This is a genomic window from Cloacibacillus sp. An23, from assembly GCF_002159945.1.
Taxonomy (GTDB): domain Bacteria; phylum Synergistota; class Synergistia; order Synergistales; family Synergistaceae; genus Caccocola.
Genome location: NZ_NFJQ01000002.1, coordinates 300,062 through 314,981 on the forward strand (window position 1 = coordinate 300,062; position 14,920 = coordinate 314,981).

General features: G+C 57.2%; 17 protein-coding genes and 1 other RNA gene. 17 read left to right on the forward strand and 1 reads right to left on the reverse strand.

Going from position 1 to position 14,920, the window contains the following annotated elements; all coding sequences use genetic code 11:
- Positions 1 to 4 precede the first annotated feature (4 nt).
- From B5F39_RS03145 to B5F39_RS03200, 13 genes are all read left to right on the forward strand, one after another.
- Positions 5 to 502 (forward strand): V-type ATP synthase subunit K, encoded by a 498-nt coding sequence (locus B5F39_RS03145; RefSeq protein WP_087363733.1) that lies wholly within the window; start codon positions 5 to 7, stop codon positions 500 to 502.
- Between the two features lie 18 nt (positions 503 to 520).
- Positions 521 to 1,105, forward strand: coding sequence for a V-type ATP synthase subunit E family protein (locus tag B5F39_RS03150; protein WP_087363736.1), 585 nt, complete (start codon positions 521 to 523; stop codon positions 1,103 to 1,105).
- Positions 1,106 to 1,120: 15 nt separating this feature from the next.
- Positions 1,121 to 2,137, forward strand: coding sequence for a V-type ATPase subunit (locus B5F39_RS03155; RefSeq protein ID WP_087363739.1), 1,017 nt, complete (start codon positions 1,121 to 1,123; stop codon positions 2,135 to 2,137).
- Entirely contained in the window at positions 2,124 to 2,465 is a 342-nt protein-coding gene (locus B5F39_RS03160) for a V-type ATP synthase subunit F (RefSeq protein ID WP_087363742.1), read from the forward strand. Before B5F39_RS03155 ends, B5F39_RS03160 begins: the two co-directional genes overlap by 14 nt.
- A gap of 24 nt (positions 2,466 to 2,489) precedes the next feature.
- Positions 2,490 to 4,289, forward strand: a complete 1,800-nt coding sequence (locus tag B5F39_RS03165) for a V-type ATP synthase subunit A (RefSeq protein ID WP_162608296.1) — start codon at positions 2,490 to 2,492, stop codon at positions 4,287 to 4,289.
- Positions 4,276 to 5,694 (forward strand): V-type ATP synthase subunit B, encoded by a 1,419-nt coding sequence (locus B5F39_RS03170; protein WP_087363745.1) that lies wholly within the window; start codon positions 4,276 to 4,278, stop codon positions 5,692 to 5,694. Before B5F39_RS03165 ends, B5F39_RS03170 begins: the two co-directional genes overlap by 14 nt.
- A 16-nt stretch (positions 5,695 to 5,710) precedes the next feature.
- Positions 5,711 to 6,337, forward strand: a complete 627-nt coding sequence (locus tag B5F39_RS03175; protein ID WP_087363747.1) for a V-type ATP synthase subunit D — start codon at positions 5,711 to 5,713, stop codon at positions 6,335 to 6,337.
- Between the two features lie 106 nt (positions 6,338 to 6,443).
- Positions 6,444 to 6,626, forward strand: a complete 183-nt coding sequence (locus B5F39_RS14205; protein ID WP_158095914.1) for a hypothetical protein — start codon at positions 6,444 to 6,446, stop codon at positions 6,624 to 6,626.
- 336 nt (positions 6,627 to 6,962) lie between these two features.
- Positions 6,963 to 7,311, forward strand: an RNA gene (rnpB, locus tag B5F39_RS03180) — RNase P RNA component class A.
- Positions 7,312 to 7,515: 204 nt separating this feature from the next.
- Positions 7,516 to 8,307 (forward strand): Nif3-like dinuclear metal center hexameric protein, encoded by a 792-nt coding sequence (locus B5F39_RS03185; protein ID WP_087363749.1) that lies wholly within the window; start codon positions 7,516 to 7,518, stop codon positions 8,305 to 8,307.
- A complete protein-coding gene (locus B5F39_RS03190) occupies positions 8,294 to 9,082 on the forward strand; it encodes a segregation/condensation protein A (protein WP_087363751.1) in 789 nt (262 codons plus the stop codon). The genes B5F39_RS03185 and B5F39_RS03190 overlap by 14 nt, the downstream gene beginning before the upstream one ends.
- Positions 9,069 to 9,698 (forward strand): SMC-Scp complex subunit ScpB, encoded by a 630-nt coding sequence (scpB, locus tag B5F39_RS03195; protein ID WP_087363754.1) that lies wholly within the window; start codon positions 9,069 to 9,071, stop codon positions 9,696 to 9,698. The genes B5F39_RS03190 and scpB overlap by 14 nt, the downstream gene beginning before the upstream one ends.
- Complete coding sequence (locus B5F39_RS03200) at positions 9,691 to 10,422, forward strand: pseudouridine synthase (RefSeq protein WP_087363756.1); 732 nt, start codon at positions 9,691 to 9,693, stop codon at positions 10,420 to 10,422. The genes scpB and B5F39_RS03200 overlap by 8 nt, the downstream gene beginning before the upstream one ends.
- Positions 10,423 to 10,476: 54 nt before the next feature.
- Here the strand turns inward: B5F39_RS03200 and B5F39_RS03205 are convergent, their stop codons facing one another.
- Positions 10,477 to 11,130, reverse strand: a complete 654-nt coding sequence (locus tag B5F39_RS03205) for a tRNA 2-thiocytidine biosynthesis TtcA family protein (RefSeq protein WP_239391060.1) — start codon at positions 11,128 to 11,130, stop codon at positions 10,477 to 10,479.
- 167 nt (positions 11,131 to 11,297) lie between these two features.
- Between B5F39_RS03205 and B5F39_RS03210 the strand changes: the two genes are divergently transcribed.
- The 4 genes from B5F39_RS03210 to B5F39_RS03225 form a co-directional block, all read left to right on the forward strand.
- Entirely contained in the window at positions 11,298 to 11,984 is a 687-nt protein-coding gene (locus B5F39_RS03210) for a response regulator transcription factor (RefSeq protein WP_087363759.1), read from the forward strand.
- A 49-nt stretch (positions 11,985 to 12,033) separates the two neighbouring features.
- Complete coding sequence (locus B5F39_RS03215) at positions 12,034 to 13,098, forward strand: lysylphosphatidylglycerol synthase transmembrane domain-containing protein (protein ID WP_087363761.1); 1,065 nt, start codon at positions 12,034 to 12,036, stop codon at positions 13,096 to 13,098.
- Entirely contained in the window at positions 13,085 to 13,675 is a 591-nt protein-coding gene (locus B5F39_RS03220; protein WP_087363764.1) for an isoprenylcysteine carboxylmethyltransferase family protein, read from the forward strand. The genes B5F39_RS03215 and B5F39_RS03220 overlap by 14 nt, the downstream gene beginning before the upstream one ends.
- A gap of 784 nt (positions 13,676 to 14,459) precedes the next feature.
- The coding region (locus tag B5F39_RS03225) for a sugar transferase (protein ID WP_087363823.1) at positions 14,460 to 14,920 on the forward strand (461 nt) is incomplete at its 3' end.

Consider the following 14,920-nt stretch of genomic DNA (forward strand, 5'->3'; position numbering starts at 1 on the left):
TACTATGGAAACAATTCTCGCAACAATGGGTGAACAGCTTGGACAGATGCTGGTTATTCTCGGAGCGGCGCTAGCGGTCGGCTTCGCCGGTTCGGGGTCGGCGTGGGGTATAGGCCTCGCGAACGAAGCGGCCGCCGGAATAATGACCGAGGATCCCAAGAAATTCGGTTACGCGCTCGTCCTTCTCGCCCTTCCCGGTACTCAGGGTATCTACGGCCTGCTTGTGGCCGTCCTCGCCATGCAGAAGTCGGGACTTCTCGGCGGCGGCGCCGCGCTGACCGTATGGCAGGGACTCGGCATCTGCTTCGCCTGTCTCCCCATAGCGATAGTCGGTTTCTATTCCGCTATTTGGCAGGGTAAGTCGTCCGCCGCTTCGATACTTATGATAGCGAAGCGTCCCGAGGAAATCGGTAAAGCGGTCATCCTCCCCGCCATGTGCGAAACCTACGCGGTCTTCGGCCTGCTTATCAGTATTCTGTTGCTCAACGGAATCCAGCTCTAAGCAAAGAAGCTGAACGTCATGTCTTTAGCTCAGATTACGGAAAAGATCAGGAACGACGCTCAGAAAGAGGCGGACGAGATCCTTTCTAAGGCCAAGGCTCAGGCCGGCTCCATAACAGGCAAGGCTGAGAAGGAGTGCGGCGAGATAAAGGCAGGATTCGACGCCCGTTTTGAAGCGGAACGTCCCGAGATCATAAAACGCGGTGAAATTGTCGCCAATATAGACGTGAGCAAGATGATGCTGCGCGCCAAGCGCGATCTCATCGACGACGTGTACCGCGGCGCGCTCGAAAAAATGAAAGAGCTCCCGGAGGACCGGTACCTCTCCTTCTGCTCCGCCCTTCTGGACGGAGGCGTGACTGCCAAGGACGAAGAGGTAGTGGTTGGAAACGGAGAGAAGTATATCGACGCGGCGTGGATAGATTCTTACAACTCCGCTCACGGGACGAAGCTTTCCCTCTCGGATGAAAAGGCCGGCATATCGGGCGGCTTCATACTCAGGAGAGGCAGAATCAGCGTGAACTGTTCATGGGAGATGCTGCTTAAAGTTTCCCAGGAAAAACAGGAATCTGACGTTGTAAAGCGTTTGTTCCCGTCGGCGTGATGAGGAGGTGGCCTGATGTCATATAAGGAGGCTTACGGATATGCTGTGGCGCGAATACGCGCTATGGAGCTTCGCCTTCTTGACGCCTCTGTCTTCACAAGGCTGCTGGACGCCGATGATACGGCCTCCGTTATGAAAATCCTTGGGGAGACCTCCTACGCGGCAGCGCTGACATCGGTCTCGGGCGACGGAGGCTTCGACAAGGTCCTCGAAACGGTGCTGCACGACACCTACGAGGAGATCAACTCGTTCGCTCCGCAGAAGGAGCTCGTCGCCCTGCTTAGGCTGCCGTACGACTTCAGCAACGCAAAAGTCATGCTGAAGAGCGTTTTCAGCGTAAGGAGCGGAGGAAAGAAGCGGTGGGACCTTCTCACATCGCTGGGTTCGTACCCTGTCGACAAGCTTATCTCCGACGTGGAGACCGAGGACTATCAGCTCCTTCCGTTCGGGCTCAACACGCTCTTCCCGAAATGCCTTTCAGTCTGGGAACAGAGCAGGGATGTGCTAGAGACGGAACGCCTCCTCGACAAGCAGATGTTCGCGGTGATGCTGGAGCAGGCCGAGAAGCTGGCTGTGCCGGAGGTCGTCGATTGGGTCAAGATCAGGATTGACGGCGAGAACATCCGTTCGCTGGTGAGGCTGAAGCGCTTCGGCTTCGACGCCGGACGCGCGCAGTCATTCCTCCACGACGGCGGAAACATAGATCTCGCAACTCTTGCTCAAATGCTGCCCGAGCCCTTTGAGACGTGGGGGAGGATGATAGATTACTCCGACCTTGCCGGACTCTTTTCCTCAATAGACGCGGGGGCGTCCTTTGCGGACGTTACGATGAATCTCGAGCGCGAGCTCGACGACTTCTACCTCAGAACAGTTCTCGGAAGCCGCTACAGCTCCAGCGCCCCGTGCAACGTCATCGCCTACCTGTGGGCCAAGGAGCTCGAGGTTAAAAATATTCGCATGATCGCTGTTTCGAAGGCAAACGCCAAGGACGGCGGCCAGGTAAGGAGGCTTCTGCGTAATGTCGGCGCATAAGCAAAGAGCACCGATGGCGGCGGTCGGCAGCTATGAAAGCATACTGCCCTTCAAGGCGATAGGGCTTGACGTTGTGATCGTCACTGAAGAAAACAACGACGCCGTTCCGCAGACTCTGAATAAGTTCGCGCGCGCGGGATACGCCGCGCTGTTCCTGGAAGAGGCTCTTTACGCCAAATTCACGGAGGCCGTGGACGAAATAAACGAGTATTCCGATATCAGCATAATTCCCGTGCCGAATCAGAGCGGGTCGATGAACGTCGGTCTCCGCACGATTCGCCGCAACGTCGAGCGCGCTGTCGGAATGGACATATTCGGTGATAAATGATGATTATGATGGAGGCGATTTAATTTGACCACACCAAACGCCGTTACCGGATATATTGAAAAGATATCCGGCCCGCTTGTTATAGCCGGCGGCATGGCAGGCGCGTGTATGTTCGACGTCGTTAAAGTCGGAAAAGCCGGCCTTGTCGGTGAAATAATAGAGCTTAAAGACGATCAGGCGTCCGTCCAGGTTTACGAGGAAACGTCTGGACTCGCTCCCGGCGAGCCGGTCGTGAGCACGGGAGAGCCGCTCTCCGTCGAGCTCGCTCCGGGACTGATAGAGGAATTTTTCGACGGCATCCAGCGCCCGCTTGAAGCCATCCAGGAGAAGGCGCAGAGTCCCTACATCCTCAGAGGGATCAGCGTTCCGGCGGTTAGCCGTACGCGTAAGTGGGCTTTTGAACCTGCAGCCAGGGAGGGCGAAGAGGTCGGCCCCGGGGACGTAGTCGGTATAGTGAAAGAGACTGTTCTCGTTGAGCATAAGATCATGGTTCCGCATGGAGTGGAAGGCGTCGTAAAAGAAATACGGCACGGAGAGTTTACAGTCGAGGAGACCGTGGCGGTCGTCGTCGATAAGAACGGCACAGAGCATGAGATAAAGATGCTCCAGCGCTGGCCGGTCCGTACGCCGCGCCCCGTCGTTAAGCGTCTTCCGCCTGAGGTGCCGCTCACGACCGGGCAGCGTGTCGTAGACACCTTCTTCCCGATAGCGCGCGGAGGCACCGCCTGCGTCCCCGGACCGTTCGGCTCGGGCAAGACGGTCATCCAGCATCAGCTCGCCAAGTGGGCCGACGCGGAAATCGTCGTCTACATCGGATGCGGCGAACGCGGAAACGAGATGACGGACGTTCTTCTCGAATTTCCCGAACTCGAAGACCCGCGCTCTGGGCAGCCGCTTATGAAGAGAACGCTGCTTATAGCGAACACCTCGAACATGCCCGTCGCCGCGCGCGAAGCGTCCATATACACCGGTATCACGATCGCTGAGTACTTCCGCGACATGGGATATTCAGTAGCGCTTATGGCGGACTCCACCTCGCGCTGGGCCGAGGCTCTCCGCGAAATGTCGGGACGCCTTGAGGAAATGCCCGGTGAAGAAGGCTATCCTGCTTACCTCGGTACCCGTCTCGCCTCCTTCTACGAAAGAGCCGGCCGCGCGATCTGTTTCGGCAAGGACGGGCGCGAAGGCGCTGTTTCCGTCATCGGAGCCGTTTCTCCTCCCGGCGGCGACCTCTCCGAGCCGGTAACGCAGAACACGCTGCGCGTTACGAAGGTCTTCTGGGGACTCGACTCGCAGCTCGCTTACCAGCGCCACTTCCCGGCTATCAACTGGCTTAACAGTTATTCGCTCTACGCGCAGAAGCTTGGCGATTACTGGGACGGTTTCTACGATGGAGAATGGAGCGTCTACCGCACGGAAGCCATGTCTCTGCTCGAAGACGAAGACAAGCTCAAGGAAATCGTCCGCCTCGTAGGCGTCGACGCGCTGTCGAAGGAAGAGCGTATGGTTCTTGAGACTTCTAAGTCTATACGCGAAGACTTCCTGCATCAGAACTCCTTCCACGAGATAGACACGTACGCCTCGATGGACAAACAGTTCAAGATGCTTCGCAACATTCTCACTTTCCATTCGCTCGGAATGCAGGTCCTGAAGCGCGGCGGCTCGATGCGCTCCGTATTCGATATGCCTGTGCGCGAAGAAATCGCCCGCATGCGCTACACGGAAGAGAACGAACTGGCCAAGCTCGACGAGCTTGAGGCCAAGATAAAAACAGAACTAGGCAAACTGCTGGCAATGGGAGGTGAGCACGATGAGGTTGCCTGAGGAATATAGAACTATATCCAACCTTTCGGGCCCGCTTATGGTGGTCAACAAGGTTAGCGACGTCAGCTATGACGAGCTTGCCGAAATTACGCTCGCCAACGGCGAGCACCGCCGCGGCCGCGTGCTCGAAATCAACGGCGACCGCGCCCTCGTCCAGGTTTACGAGGGAAGCAGCGGGATAGACGTCAATACGACGCAGGTGCGCTTCCTCGGCGACGTTCTGAAGCTGCCAGTTTCAAGAGACATGCTCGGACGCATCTTCAACGGCCGCGGAGACCCCATCGACGGCGGCCCCGCGATAATTCCCGAAGCGACGCTCGACGTCAACGGGAACCCGATGAATCCGTTTTCGCGCGACTACCCGTCGGAATTCATTCAGACCGGTATATCGACGATAGACGGTATGAACCCGCTTGTCCGCGGGCAGAAGCTTCCTATCTTCTCCGGCAGCGGTATGCCTCACAACAGAATGGCGGCGCAGATCGCGCGTCAGGCCACGGTCATCAGCGGACACTCCGACTTCGCCGTCGTATTCGCCGCGATGGGCATCACGTTTGAAGAAGCATCCTTCTTTATGGAAGACTTCCGTAAGACCGGCGCTCTTCAGCGCACCGTCATGTACGTCAACCTCGCGGACGACCCTGCGATCGAGCGCATATCGACTCCGCGCCTCGCCCTGACTGCGGCTGAATATCTTGCGTTTGAGAAGGGAATGCACGTTCTCGTCATACTGACCGACCTTACCAACTACTGCGAAGCGCTTCGCGAAATCTCCGCGGCTCGTAAGGAAGTCCCAGGACGCCGCGGCTATCCCGGATACCTCTACACCGACCTTGCGACGATGTACGAGCGCGCGGGACGCCTTCGCGGCAAGACGGGTTCAATCACGCAGATACCGATTCTGACGATGCCCGAAGACGACAAGACGCACCCGATCCCCGACCTTACCGGCTACATCACGGAAGGGCAGATCATCCTCTCGCGCACGCTGCACCGCAAGGGCATCTATCCGCCGGTCGACGTCATGCCTTCGCTTTCGCGACTTAAGGACAAGGGAATAGGCAAGGGCAAGACCCGCGAGGATCACGCCGACCTTATGAACCAGCTCTTCGCCGCCTACTCGCGCGGTAAAGAAGCGAAGGAGCTCGCGGTCATCCTCGGCGAAGGCGCGCTATCTGAAGAGGACAAGGCTTTCGCGCGGTTTGCGGATGATTTCGAAGACAGGTACGTTCGCCAGGGCGAGTACGACAACCGCAGTATAGAAGACACGCTGCAGCTCGGATGGGAACTGCTGACCCTCGTCCCGGTCAAGGAGCTCAAGCGCGTCAGAGACGAATACATAGAGAAGTACCTTAATCCGCTCGTCGAGGCACAAGAGGAACTCGCGCACCAGGAACAGCAGTAGGAAGGGGTGACCTTCGATGGCAAAGGCGCTTAACGTCAACCCCAACAGAATGGAGCTGTCGCGGCTCAAGAGACAGCTCGTCGTAGCGAAGCGCGGACACAAGCTGCTGAAAGACAAGCAGGACGCGCTCGTCAAGGAGTTCCTTGTGCGCGCGAGAGCCACATACGAGCTGCGCCTCAGCGTTGAAAAAGAGCTGAGCGAATGCTACGGCGGCTTCCTGCTCGCGCGCGCCCAGACCCTGCCGCAGATACTGGAGCAGACTCTGATGGCGGCAAGCGGCGACCTGCGCGTGGACGTCGAATACAGGAACATCATGAGCGTCCGCGTGCCGGAGTACGCACTGCCGGAGCAGCACTCCGAACTCAACTACGGCCTCGCAGCGTCGCCGGGCAGTCTCGACGTAGCGCTTGAAAAATTCCTCGACGTGATGCCGAAACTTGTACGCCTCGCCGCCGAGGAAAAGGCTGTGCGCGCGATGGCGCTCGAAATAGAGCGCACCCGCCGCCGCGTCAACGCGCTCGAGCACGTTATGATACCGTCTTTCTCGGAGGCGATACGCTCCATATCGATGAAGCTTGACGAAATGGAACGCTCGACTCTGAGCAGGCTCATGGTCATCAAGGAAATAGTGAGAAATCACTAGAAAACACAAAAGCATTATCGCACGGCGCGCCTTCGGCGCGCCGTTTTGTATGCTCTTGCATTGACAATATGGCTGAAGCCGAGGGAAATACGCTTGAAAAACCGGGTTGCGCGTTTCGCGCTCCGGCCTTGAGAAATTTCTCGACGAACAGCTTCGGAGGCTCAATACCGACCGTGCCGGCATATACCTGCTCCACAAACCGAGGGCGGGCGTGATACTCGCGGCTCTTCGAGGCTCGGACAGCTCAAGGGCTTCATCAGAATATTCGACGAGGCCGAGCCGGACGTAATGACGCACGAGGGGGAAGAGCTGATAACATCGCTTCGCGCGACCTTCGATGTTCAGTCCGCAATAGGCTGTACGGACTGCAAATACTGTCTGCTATGGTCCTAAGACAGTCCATATTTCCAGAGCCTTCGTCTACTACGGCCTTTATATTAGAACTAAGGCCGAAATGTTAAAAAAGCGTACCGTTCCGGCACGCGCAAGGCTGACAAATGCGTCGGCCGCCGCCGGTGCGAGCGCCGCTGTCCGCAGGGGCTGAAGATAGCGGAGCTGTTGAAAGAGGTTCACGCCGTGCTCGAAGGCTGATGAGAGGCGCCGCCGCGTGCTATAATACACTGTTAGAGTATCCGAGCCAGCCGCCGGCGCATGGCGCGGGAGGAAAGTCCGGGCTCCGCAGGGCGTGATGCAGGAGAAATTCCTGCGGGTGCGAACCCAGGGAAAGTGCCGCAGAAAAGCAGACCGCCGCGAAAGCGGTAAGGGTGAAAAGGCGGGGTAAGAGCCCACCGGCCGCGAGGGGAACCCGCGGGCCTGGCAAACCCCATCAGGAGCAAGGTCGAATAGGGGAGGATGAGGCGGCCCGCCGACTCCCGGGTACGACCGCTTAAGTCCGCGTGCAAGCGCGGGATTAGATAAATGGCTGGCGGGGGCGCACGCCCCTTACAAAACCCGGCTTATTGGGTGCTCTGCGCGCCGCGGAACGGGAAACCGCTTCGCGGCCTTTTCATATCCGCAGGCAGGGAACGGACGGTTCCATGTATTCCGCTCGTTTATATGAGCCGCGCGCCTCTTCGATAGAGCCGGCGGCGCGCTTATTGTCTGGATATCTCTCCGGCTTTGACGTTCACCCCGGCTGCGTTATAAAATAAATCAAAGAGACAATTTGAGGTGCTGTCATGAAACTTTCAGATATTATCGAAGCCATAGAGAAAAGAGCGCCCAAAGAATGGGCGGAGCCGTGGGACAACCCTGGACTGCAGGCCGGAGAGCGCGGCGCTGAAGTGCGGCGGATAGCCGTCGCGCTCGACGCCTCGCCGCGAGCGGTCGCGCGCGCCGCGGAACTCGGCTGCGGGCTGCTGCTCACGCATCATCCGATTATTTTCCGTCCGGTCAAATCCGTGACCGACGACTGCCATGTGGGGAAGACGCTGCTCGCCGCCGTCAAGAACGGCGTGGCGCTATACGCGGCGCATACGAACTGGGACTCTTCGCCGGAGGGCGTTAACTTCGTCCTTGCGTCGCAGCTCGGACTTAAAAACATCAAGCCGCTGATACCGTCGCAGAGCGGCGCGTGGGGACTCGGAGCGGCTGGTGATCTGCCGCGCGGAGTACATTTCGGAGCGCTCGGCGAGCTTTTGCGCGAGCGTTGGAACTTGACGGAGCTTTCGCTTTACGGCGATTTGAACGGCTGCGTGCGGCGCGTCGCTCTGGGCGGCGGGGCCTGCATGGATTTCTGGCCAGAGGCGCTCGCGCTCGGAGCGCAGTGCTTCATTACCTCCGACGTGACCTACCACCCGCGCGAAGAGGCGGCTGAATCCGGGCTTTACGTCGCGGCATGCGACCACGGCGAAATGGAGCGCGTCTCGCTTCCCGCGCTCGCCGCCATCGCGGCCGGGCAGACGGGGCTTCCGGTGACAATAATCGACGGCGGTGCGGAGGCTTCGGAGGCCGGCCTTGGCGGAAAATAGCGCCGCGTACACGCCGGAGGAGGGCAAAGAAGCCGGCTTCGAGGTACACCTCGGCAGCTTCTCCGGGCCGCTCGACCTTCTGTGCCATCTGGTAGAATCGCGCGAAATGGACGCCGTGAAGCTGAACCTCACGGAGCTCGTAACTCAGTATATAGACTTTCTCGTGCGCGCGAAAGGAGCGACGCTCAACGAGCTCGCGGACTTTTTCTCCTTCGCGAGCCGCCTGCTGCTGCGCAAAGTCGATTCGCTCTTTCCGGACCGCGCTCCGGTCCAGGACGATTTTCCCCCGGATGAGGACGTTATAGCCTCCGAAGAGGAGCTTGAGTTCATAATGAACCGCTACCGCCCGTACAGGGCGGCGGCGCGCTGGCTCGCGGCGTCGAAGGAAGAGCGCGAGCTCTGTTTCCTTCGCGTGACGGACGAAGAAGACAACTATTATTATGATATAGGCGACCTCGAGATGCTCGCGACAAAGTGGTGGGAACTATACGCGCGCGTCGAAGAAAGCCGCGCCGCTGCGCGGTACGACGAAGAGGCTATGCTTTGGGAAGAGATTCCGGACGCAGTGCCGGAGGAACGTCAGATAGAAGAACGTATGGACGAGCTGATGCGAATAGTCGCGGGGCGGAGACTTCCGCTAGGCGAACTGCTCGCGGAGCGGAGCAAAAAGGCGCTCATCGTTACGCTGCTTGCGCTGCTTGAGCTTTCGCGTCTCGGCATGGTGCATATAATCCAGCCGGAGACGCTCGGAGGTGTTGAAATTGCCGCCTGTTGACGAAAATATAGGACTGGGGCTCATAGAACGTCAGGTGGAGGCGCTGCTCTTCGTCTCGCCGCAGCCCGTTCCGGCGGAGACGATAGCTGCTCATCTAGGCATTTCGCCCGAGCGGGCCGAAAGCGCGATAAAGACGCTGCGCGCCCAATACGCGAAAGGGCGCGGCATAACGCTGCTGCACATTGGCGGAGGCTGGCAGATGGCGACTGCGCCCGACCTGGCCGATGCCGTAGAGAGCTTTGCGGCCTTCCTTTCGACACAGCGCATCCGGCTCTCGCGCGCAGCTCTAGAAACGCTGTCGGTAATCGCATACAATCAGCCGATAACGATGTCCGAGATAGAGGAAATACGCTCCGTCCGCTGCGACCGCGTAGTCGAGACTCTTCTGAAAAACGGCCTTATAGACAGGCCGCGCAGCGACAGCCGCAAAAAATCCATGCGGCGCTACCGCACGACGAACAAATTTCTTGAAATATTCGGCCTTTCGAGCATCAGCGCTCTGCCGACGCTCGAAGAACTTCGCGGAGAATACGAGGAAGAAGACGCGGACGGCCACGCGCCGGAAAACGAAACGCCGGATGAAGAAACGCGGGAGGAGACGAACTGCGATGAGTGAGGGGACTGTGAGGCTCAACAGGTATCTCGCGATGTGCGGCGCGGGAGCGCGGCGCAAGGTCGAGGAATATATAACGGATGGGCGCGTGCGCATAAACGGCACGACGGTGACGGAGCCGGGACGTCAGGTCGCCCCCGGAGACGTGGTGGAGCTCGACGGACGCGAGCTATCGCCGGTCGAATCTACATATCTTATCTTCAACAAACCGAAGGGCGTGCTCTCCGCTGTTGAGGACTCGCGCGAGCGCACCGTCATAGATATACTGCCGCCTTCGATGGACAGACTGCGCCTCTTCCCCGTAGGGCGGCTCGACCGCGACAGCGAGGGGCTGATGATTCTCACGAACGACGGCATGTTTTCGCAGGAGCTCATACACCCGCGGAACGGCTTCACAAAGACCTACGAGGTTGAGCTCCGCCGCCCGATGGACGAGCCGGCGCTCATACGCTGGACGAAAGGCGTAGACGCCGACGGAGTGTTCCTCAAGCCGCTTTCCGTCCGCCGCCTCGCGCGCAATCCGATGCAGTGCTGGTTCGAGGTCGTCTTAGGCGAGGGGATAAAGCGCGAAATACGCCTAATGGCGCGAGCCCTGGGGAACGACGTTCGCCGCCTGCTGCGCCGCAAAATCGGCAAACTGACGCTGAAAACACTGCCCGCCGGAGAATTCATACCGGTAGACCGGGAGACGCTATGGCGCTATATAAAAGAAGGGAAGACGATATAGACGCAGGCGCAGGCGGGAAAGAAATCTTCCCGAGCAGCCGACGGAGCCGCAGACTCAGCCGTTCAGCATTCCATCGGGCCACCCCTCGGACTCGCGCATGTTCCTCAGCGCGTGGATGATGTTGCTCTTCAGCTCCGGAGTCTCCTCCATCAGACGTGCCAGCGTCGCTTTCGCCTCGTCGCGCTTCGTCGCGCCGCCGAAAGGACAGCACGAGCTCGTCACCGGCAGTGCGAGGCGCTCCGCTTCGAGCTTGATATTGCGCTCTTCGACATATATCATCGGCCGTATCACGCGGACCTGCGTCCGGCTCATATAAAGATGCGGGTGAAAACACTTGAAGCGCCCGCCGTAAAACAGATTCATCAGCACCGTCTCCGCCGCGTCGTCCTTATGGTGTCCGAGCGCCAGCACGTTGCAGCCGCAGGCTCGCGCGGCGTTCGCCAGCATTCCGCGCCTCATGTTGGCGCAGAGGCTGCACGGCGAACGTTCCCCGCGCTCCTTCATTATCTGATACGTCGGATGCGTCGTCACAGTCACGGGAATGCCGAGCGTTTCCATATACTTGAGCACCTCGCCCGTCCGCATCTCCCCGCCCGACTGGTCTATCATGCAGGCGCGAAGATCGAACTTCACCGGGCTGCGCTTCCGCAGCGCGGCGAGCGCGAGAGAAAGCAGAAGGCTGTCTTTCCCTCCCGACAGACCTATCATAACGCCGTCTCCTGCCTTTATCATGTTATAATCCCTTATGGCTTCGCCGACGAAGCGTGATATTTTTTTCGATATGGGGTAAAGCTCCTCAAAATCTTTCAGCGAAATCGCTCCCCTTCGGAGATATAATATTATGCTAACACAGAATATGCCGGAGGTGCGCCGCAATGAAAAAAATCGAGATAATTCTCGCCGACGCCGAATCGCTCTTCACAGACGCGCTGCGCGCCGCGCTTGGCGCGGAAGAAGACTTCAGCGTAAAAACAACTGACGGAAGCGGCTCCGCGGCGCTTCGCGCGGCCTTCGAACGCGATCCGGACGCCGTCGTGATACACCGGCTGACGCCGGACGCGGAAACGATACATACGCTGCGCGAGGTAAAAAGAAAGAAAAAAGAAATGCGGGCGCTGCTTATAGTGAGCGAGCCGACCGCAGACCTCCTGTCGCTCGCCGGCGAAAACGCCGGGATCGGCGTCATGTCCATAATGTCGGATATGACGGAGCTCGTCTCCGCACTGCGCTCCCTCACTCGCGGCGAGCGCTACATAAGCAAAAAAGTGCTGGCGGCTGCCGGAGGACGCGGCTGCGCGGAACGGCTGAACGACCCGCTCTGCGAAATAACCCCGCGTGAGCGCGAGGTCCTCTACTGGCTGGCGCACGGCCTAACCAACAAAGAAATTTCAAAAAAAATGATACTTTCCGAAAAAACCATAAAGAACCACGTTAGCCACATACTGAAGAAGCTTGAACTGACAGACAGGACGAAGGCCGCCGCACTCGCGTGGCGCGAGGGGCTTCCTCAGATTTCCGAGGATTTTTATTCCCTCTCATCAGCCGAGCCTATGTTAAAATAATAGAACACGCGGCAACTATGTTGTCCCGTTTCATACCAGGGAGGACAGAATGAGCGTAAAAAAGAGCTTTTCGATATTCGTCATAATCGTCGTATTGTCCATAGTCGGAGTGCTTTTCTGCAGCATAGACGCTTCGACTTTCGATATGTTAGAAGATGCGAACCCGGCGCTGCTCGCCTGCGCGGCCGCTCTCGTCGTGCTCATGTGGCTGCTCGACGCATTCAAATTCATGTCGCTAGCGCGGGCTGCGGGCGAGCGGCTGACTCTGCGCCGCACTCTTTCTGTGATATGGATAAACTACTTCGGCAGCGCAATCACGCCCATGCAGAGCGGCGGAGGCCCGTTCCAAGTCTATCTGCTCTACAGATACGGCGTCTCGGTGGGGAAGTCGGTCGCTATAACTCTAGTCCGTACGCTTCAGGTACTATTCCTGCTCGCGATGGTCGTTCCCTTCTCCATGATAGCCGACCCGGACATACTGGAAAGATACTCGTACCTCAGATGGTACGCCTGCTACGTCGTCGTCTTCATCGGCGCCTGCGCGTTTCTCCTCGTCGTCAGCATAGCGCGCCCGAGATGGATGAAGCGCTGGGTAAACGCGGTGCTCGTATGGGTGAATAAGATCGGCCTGCTCAAGTCGAAATACCTGCTCCGCGTCGCGCGCTGGATAAACCGCGAGATAAGCTCCTACAACGACAACATCAAGCTCTTCACATCGACCGGGAAGGCATGGTTCGCGCTCTCGGCGCTCTTCGCCGCAGCGCACCTCATAACGTACATGTCGATAATGCCCTGCCTGATACTCGCAGCGGGCTTTTCGGTCAACTACTTGCAGTGTATTTTGGCTGAATCACTGCTGCTGTTCATGCTATACTTTATCCCGACGCCCGGGGCCAGCGGAGCTGCCGAAGGCGGGGCGGTCGCTGTATTCGGCCTCTTCGTCCCGTGGAGCGTCGCCGGAGTGATGGCGGTCACATGGCGTTTGCTTTCCGAATATACCGGGATAGCTATAGGAACCTGTATAATATTAAGAATGCTCGGATGGGGCGGAGCCGACAAAGTCCTCTCCGAAGACAATACGAAAAAGGCGGATACGGCGAATGAAAGTAAGTAAAAAAGTAAGTTCCACGGCGTTCAAATGCAGAGGGCTCTTCTGGGGCGTCTTTGCGGCTGGCATATTGATATTTCCGGGCGAATTCGATCTTGCAAGATTCGTGGTCGGCCTCGCGCTGGTCCTCGGCGGCCAGGCGCTGAGATTCTGGGCTGCCGGCTACATCCCCAAATACAGGACGGAAGTCATAGGCGCGCCGGTGCTTGTCACCTGGGGGCCATATAAATGGGTACGCAATCCGCTCTACGCCGGAAACGCGATAATGGGCCTCGGATGGTCGCTGATGGTCGGCTGGGGATGGGTCGCCGCCTTCGTCGTCGCCTTCATGCTCCTCTACTCGATGATAATAATCCCGGCCGAAGAGGAATTCCTCGCCGGTAAATTTGGGAATGAATACGAAGAATTCAAAAAGCGTGTCCCGCAGCTCATTCCATACCCGCGCGGGGGCTTCCCCGATAAATCCCCAAACGAAAAGCCCTTCGACGCCAAACGCGCGCGCGAAGAGGAAATATACTCCATCCGCGTCAACCTGGTAGTAACGGCGATAATCTTCGCGCGCCTTTTCCTATTCAGATACTAGAAAACGAACCACATCAAATTTGCTTCGCAAGGCGGTGCCCGTCGGAAACACGGACGCCGCCTTTGCTTACCTGCGACACGCCGCCGTCCGCTTTCACACATCGCCAGCCCCCTATGTCCGCGCAAAGCAAAAACATCTTAACTAAAGCTATGACGGTAACTGAATACGGGATACCCCAACAAACACGCTTGTCTGATGCGTTTCAATGAAGCTGTCAATCAGTGTAGCAGATTTTCATAAATCAATACAGCTAAGGAAAACCTGCCGCGTTCGCTATGTAGAATACAACAGTAACAAATTTAAAATAGCGGCATACAGCATACTGATATTATTTATGCCAGTGAAAAACCATAAAATAGAAAAACAACAGCGACGCGATAATAGGAAAAACTCATAAAACCACATAGTTACACGGCTTCCGTGCCAAGCAAAAAAATTATATGACTAGAGATAATGTATTTACGTGCTGTAGAGATTGACTTTTTAGCCTATGTGAAGTAAAAATATATAGACATTTATAAGGCTGATTCATTTTATTTGATATACAGCCAAAGGTATGTCGCATGAGCAAACGTTAAGCATGACGGAGCGCTCATCAAAGCAGCTGAAAGAACACACGGCGGGGGAGTCGGCGTCATTGAAACAAATTCTTGATAATTCACAAGCAATACAAGGCGCGGCCGAAGAGCCCGATAACGGCAGAAAACACTGTAAGCAAATGCCGCGCGCGTAGAAGCATACATAGAACTACAAAATCGCGTACATTGCATATTGGGTGTCTATAATGTATAAATGCTTTATAAAACGTCTGATAGACTTGATAATTTCCGTCTGCGGCTTGGCCGTTCTGGCGCTTCCGATGGCACTGATCGCTGTTATCGTGAAGGCAGATTCCAATGGCCCAGTGCTCTTCTGGCAGAAAAGAGTTGGCATACATAAGACTACCTTCATGATGCCGAAATTCAGAACGATGTACACAAACGCGCCCGCCAACATGCCGACCCACATGCTTAACGATCCGTCTAAATGGATAACAAAAAGCGGAGCGTGGCTAAGAAAATTATCATTAGATGAATTAGCGCAAATATTTTGTATTATAACTGGCAAAATGTCCGTCATCGGCCCTCGTCCCGCTCTGTGGAACCAGTACGACCTCATAGCCGAGCGCGACAAATACGGAGCCAACGACGTATTGCCGGGCCTCACCGGCTGGGCGCAGATAAACGGGCGCGACGAACTCCCCAT

What these genes read in the sequence shown, in the direction of transcription:
- B5F39_RS03145 (WP_087363733.1), top strand. Translation starts at nt 5, where the DNA reads ATGGAAACAATTCTCGCAACAATGGGTGAACAGCTTGGACAGATGCTG.
- B5F39_RS03150 (WP_087363736.1), top strand. Translation starts at nt 521, where the DNA reads ATGTCTTTAGCTCAGATTACGGAAAAGATCAGGAACGACGCTCAGAAA.
- B5F39_RS03155 (WP_087363739.1), top strand. Translation starts at nt 1,121, where the DNA reads ATGTCATATAAGGAGGCTTACGGATATGCTGTGGCGCGAATACGCGCT.
- B5F39_RS03160 (WP_087363742.1), top strand. Translation starts at nt 2,124, where the DNA reads ATGTCGGCGCATAAGCAAAGAGCACCGATGGCGGCGGTCGGCAGCTAT.
- B5F39_RS03170 (WP_087363745.1), top strand. Translation starts at nt 4,276, where the DNA reads ATGAGGTTGCCTGAGGAATATAGAACTATATCCAACCTTTCGGGCCCG.
- B5F39_RS03175 (WP_087363747.1), top strand. Translation starts at nt 5,711, where the DNA reads ATGGCAAAGGCGCTTAACGTCAACCCCAACAGAATGGAGCTGTCGCGG.
- B5F39_RS03185 (WP_087363749.1), top strand. Translation starts at nt 7,516, where the DNA reads ATGAAACTTTCAGATATTATCGAAGCCATAGAGAAAAGAGCGCCCAAA.
- B5F39_RS03200 (WP_087363756.1), top strand. Translation starts at nt 9,691, where the DNA reads ATGAGTGAGGGGACTGTGAGGCTCAACAGGTATCTCGCGATGTGCGGC.
- B5F39_RS03205 (WP_239391060.1), bottom strand. Translation starts at nt 11,130, where the DNA reads ATGATAGGTCTGTCGGGAGGGAAAGACAGCCTTCTGCTTTCTCTCGCG.
- B5F39_RS03210 (WP_087363759.1), top strand. Translation starts at nt 11,298, where the DNA reads ATGAAAAAAATCGAGATAATTCTCGCCGACGCCGAATCGCTCTTCACA.
- B5F39_RS03215 (WP_087363761.1), top strand. Translation starts at nt 12,034, where the DNA reads ATGAGCGTAAAAAAGAGCTTTTCGATATTCGTCATAATCGTCGTATTG.
- B5F39_RS03220 (WP_087363764.1), top strand. Translation starts at nt 13,085, where the DNA reads ATGAAAGTAAGTAAAAAAGTAAGTTCCACGGCGTTCAAATGCAGAGGG.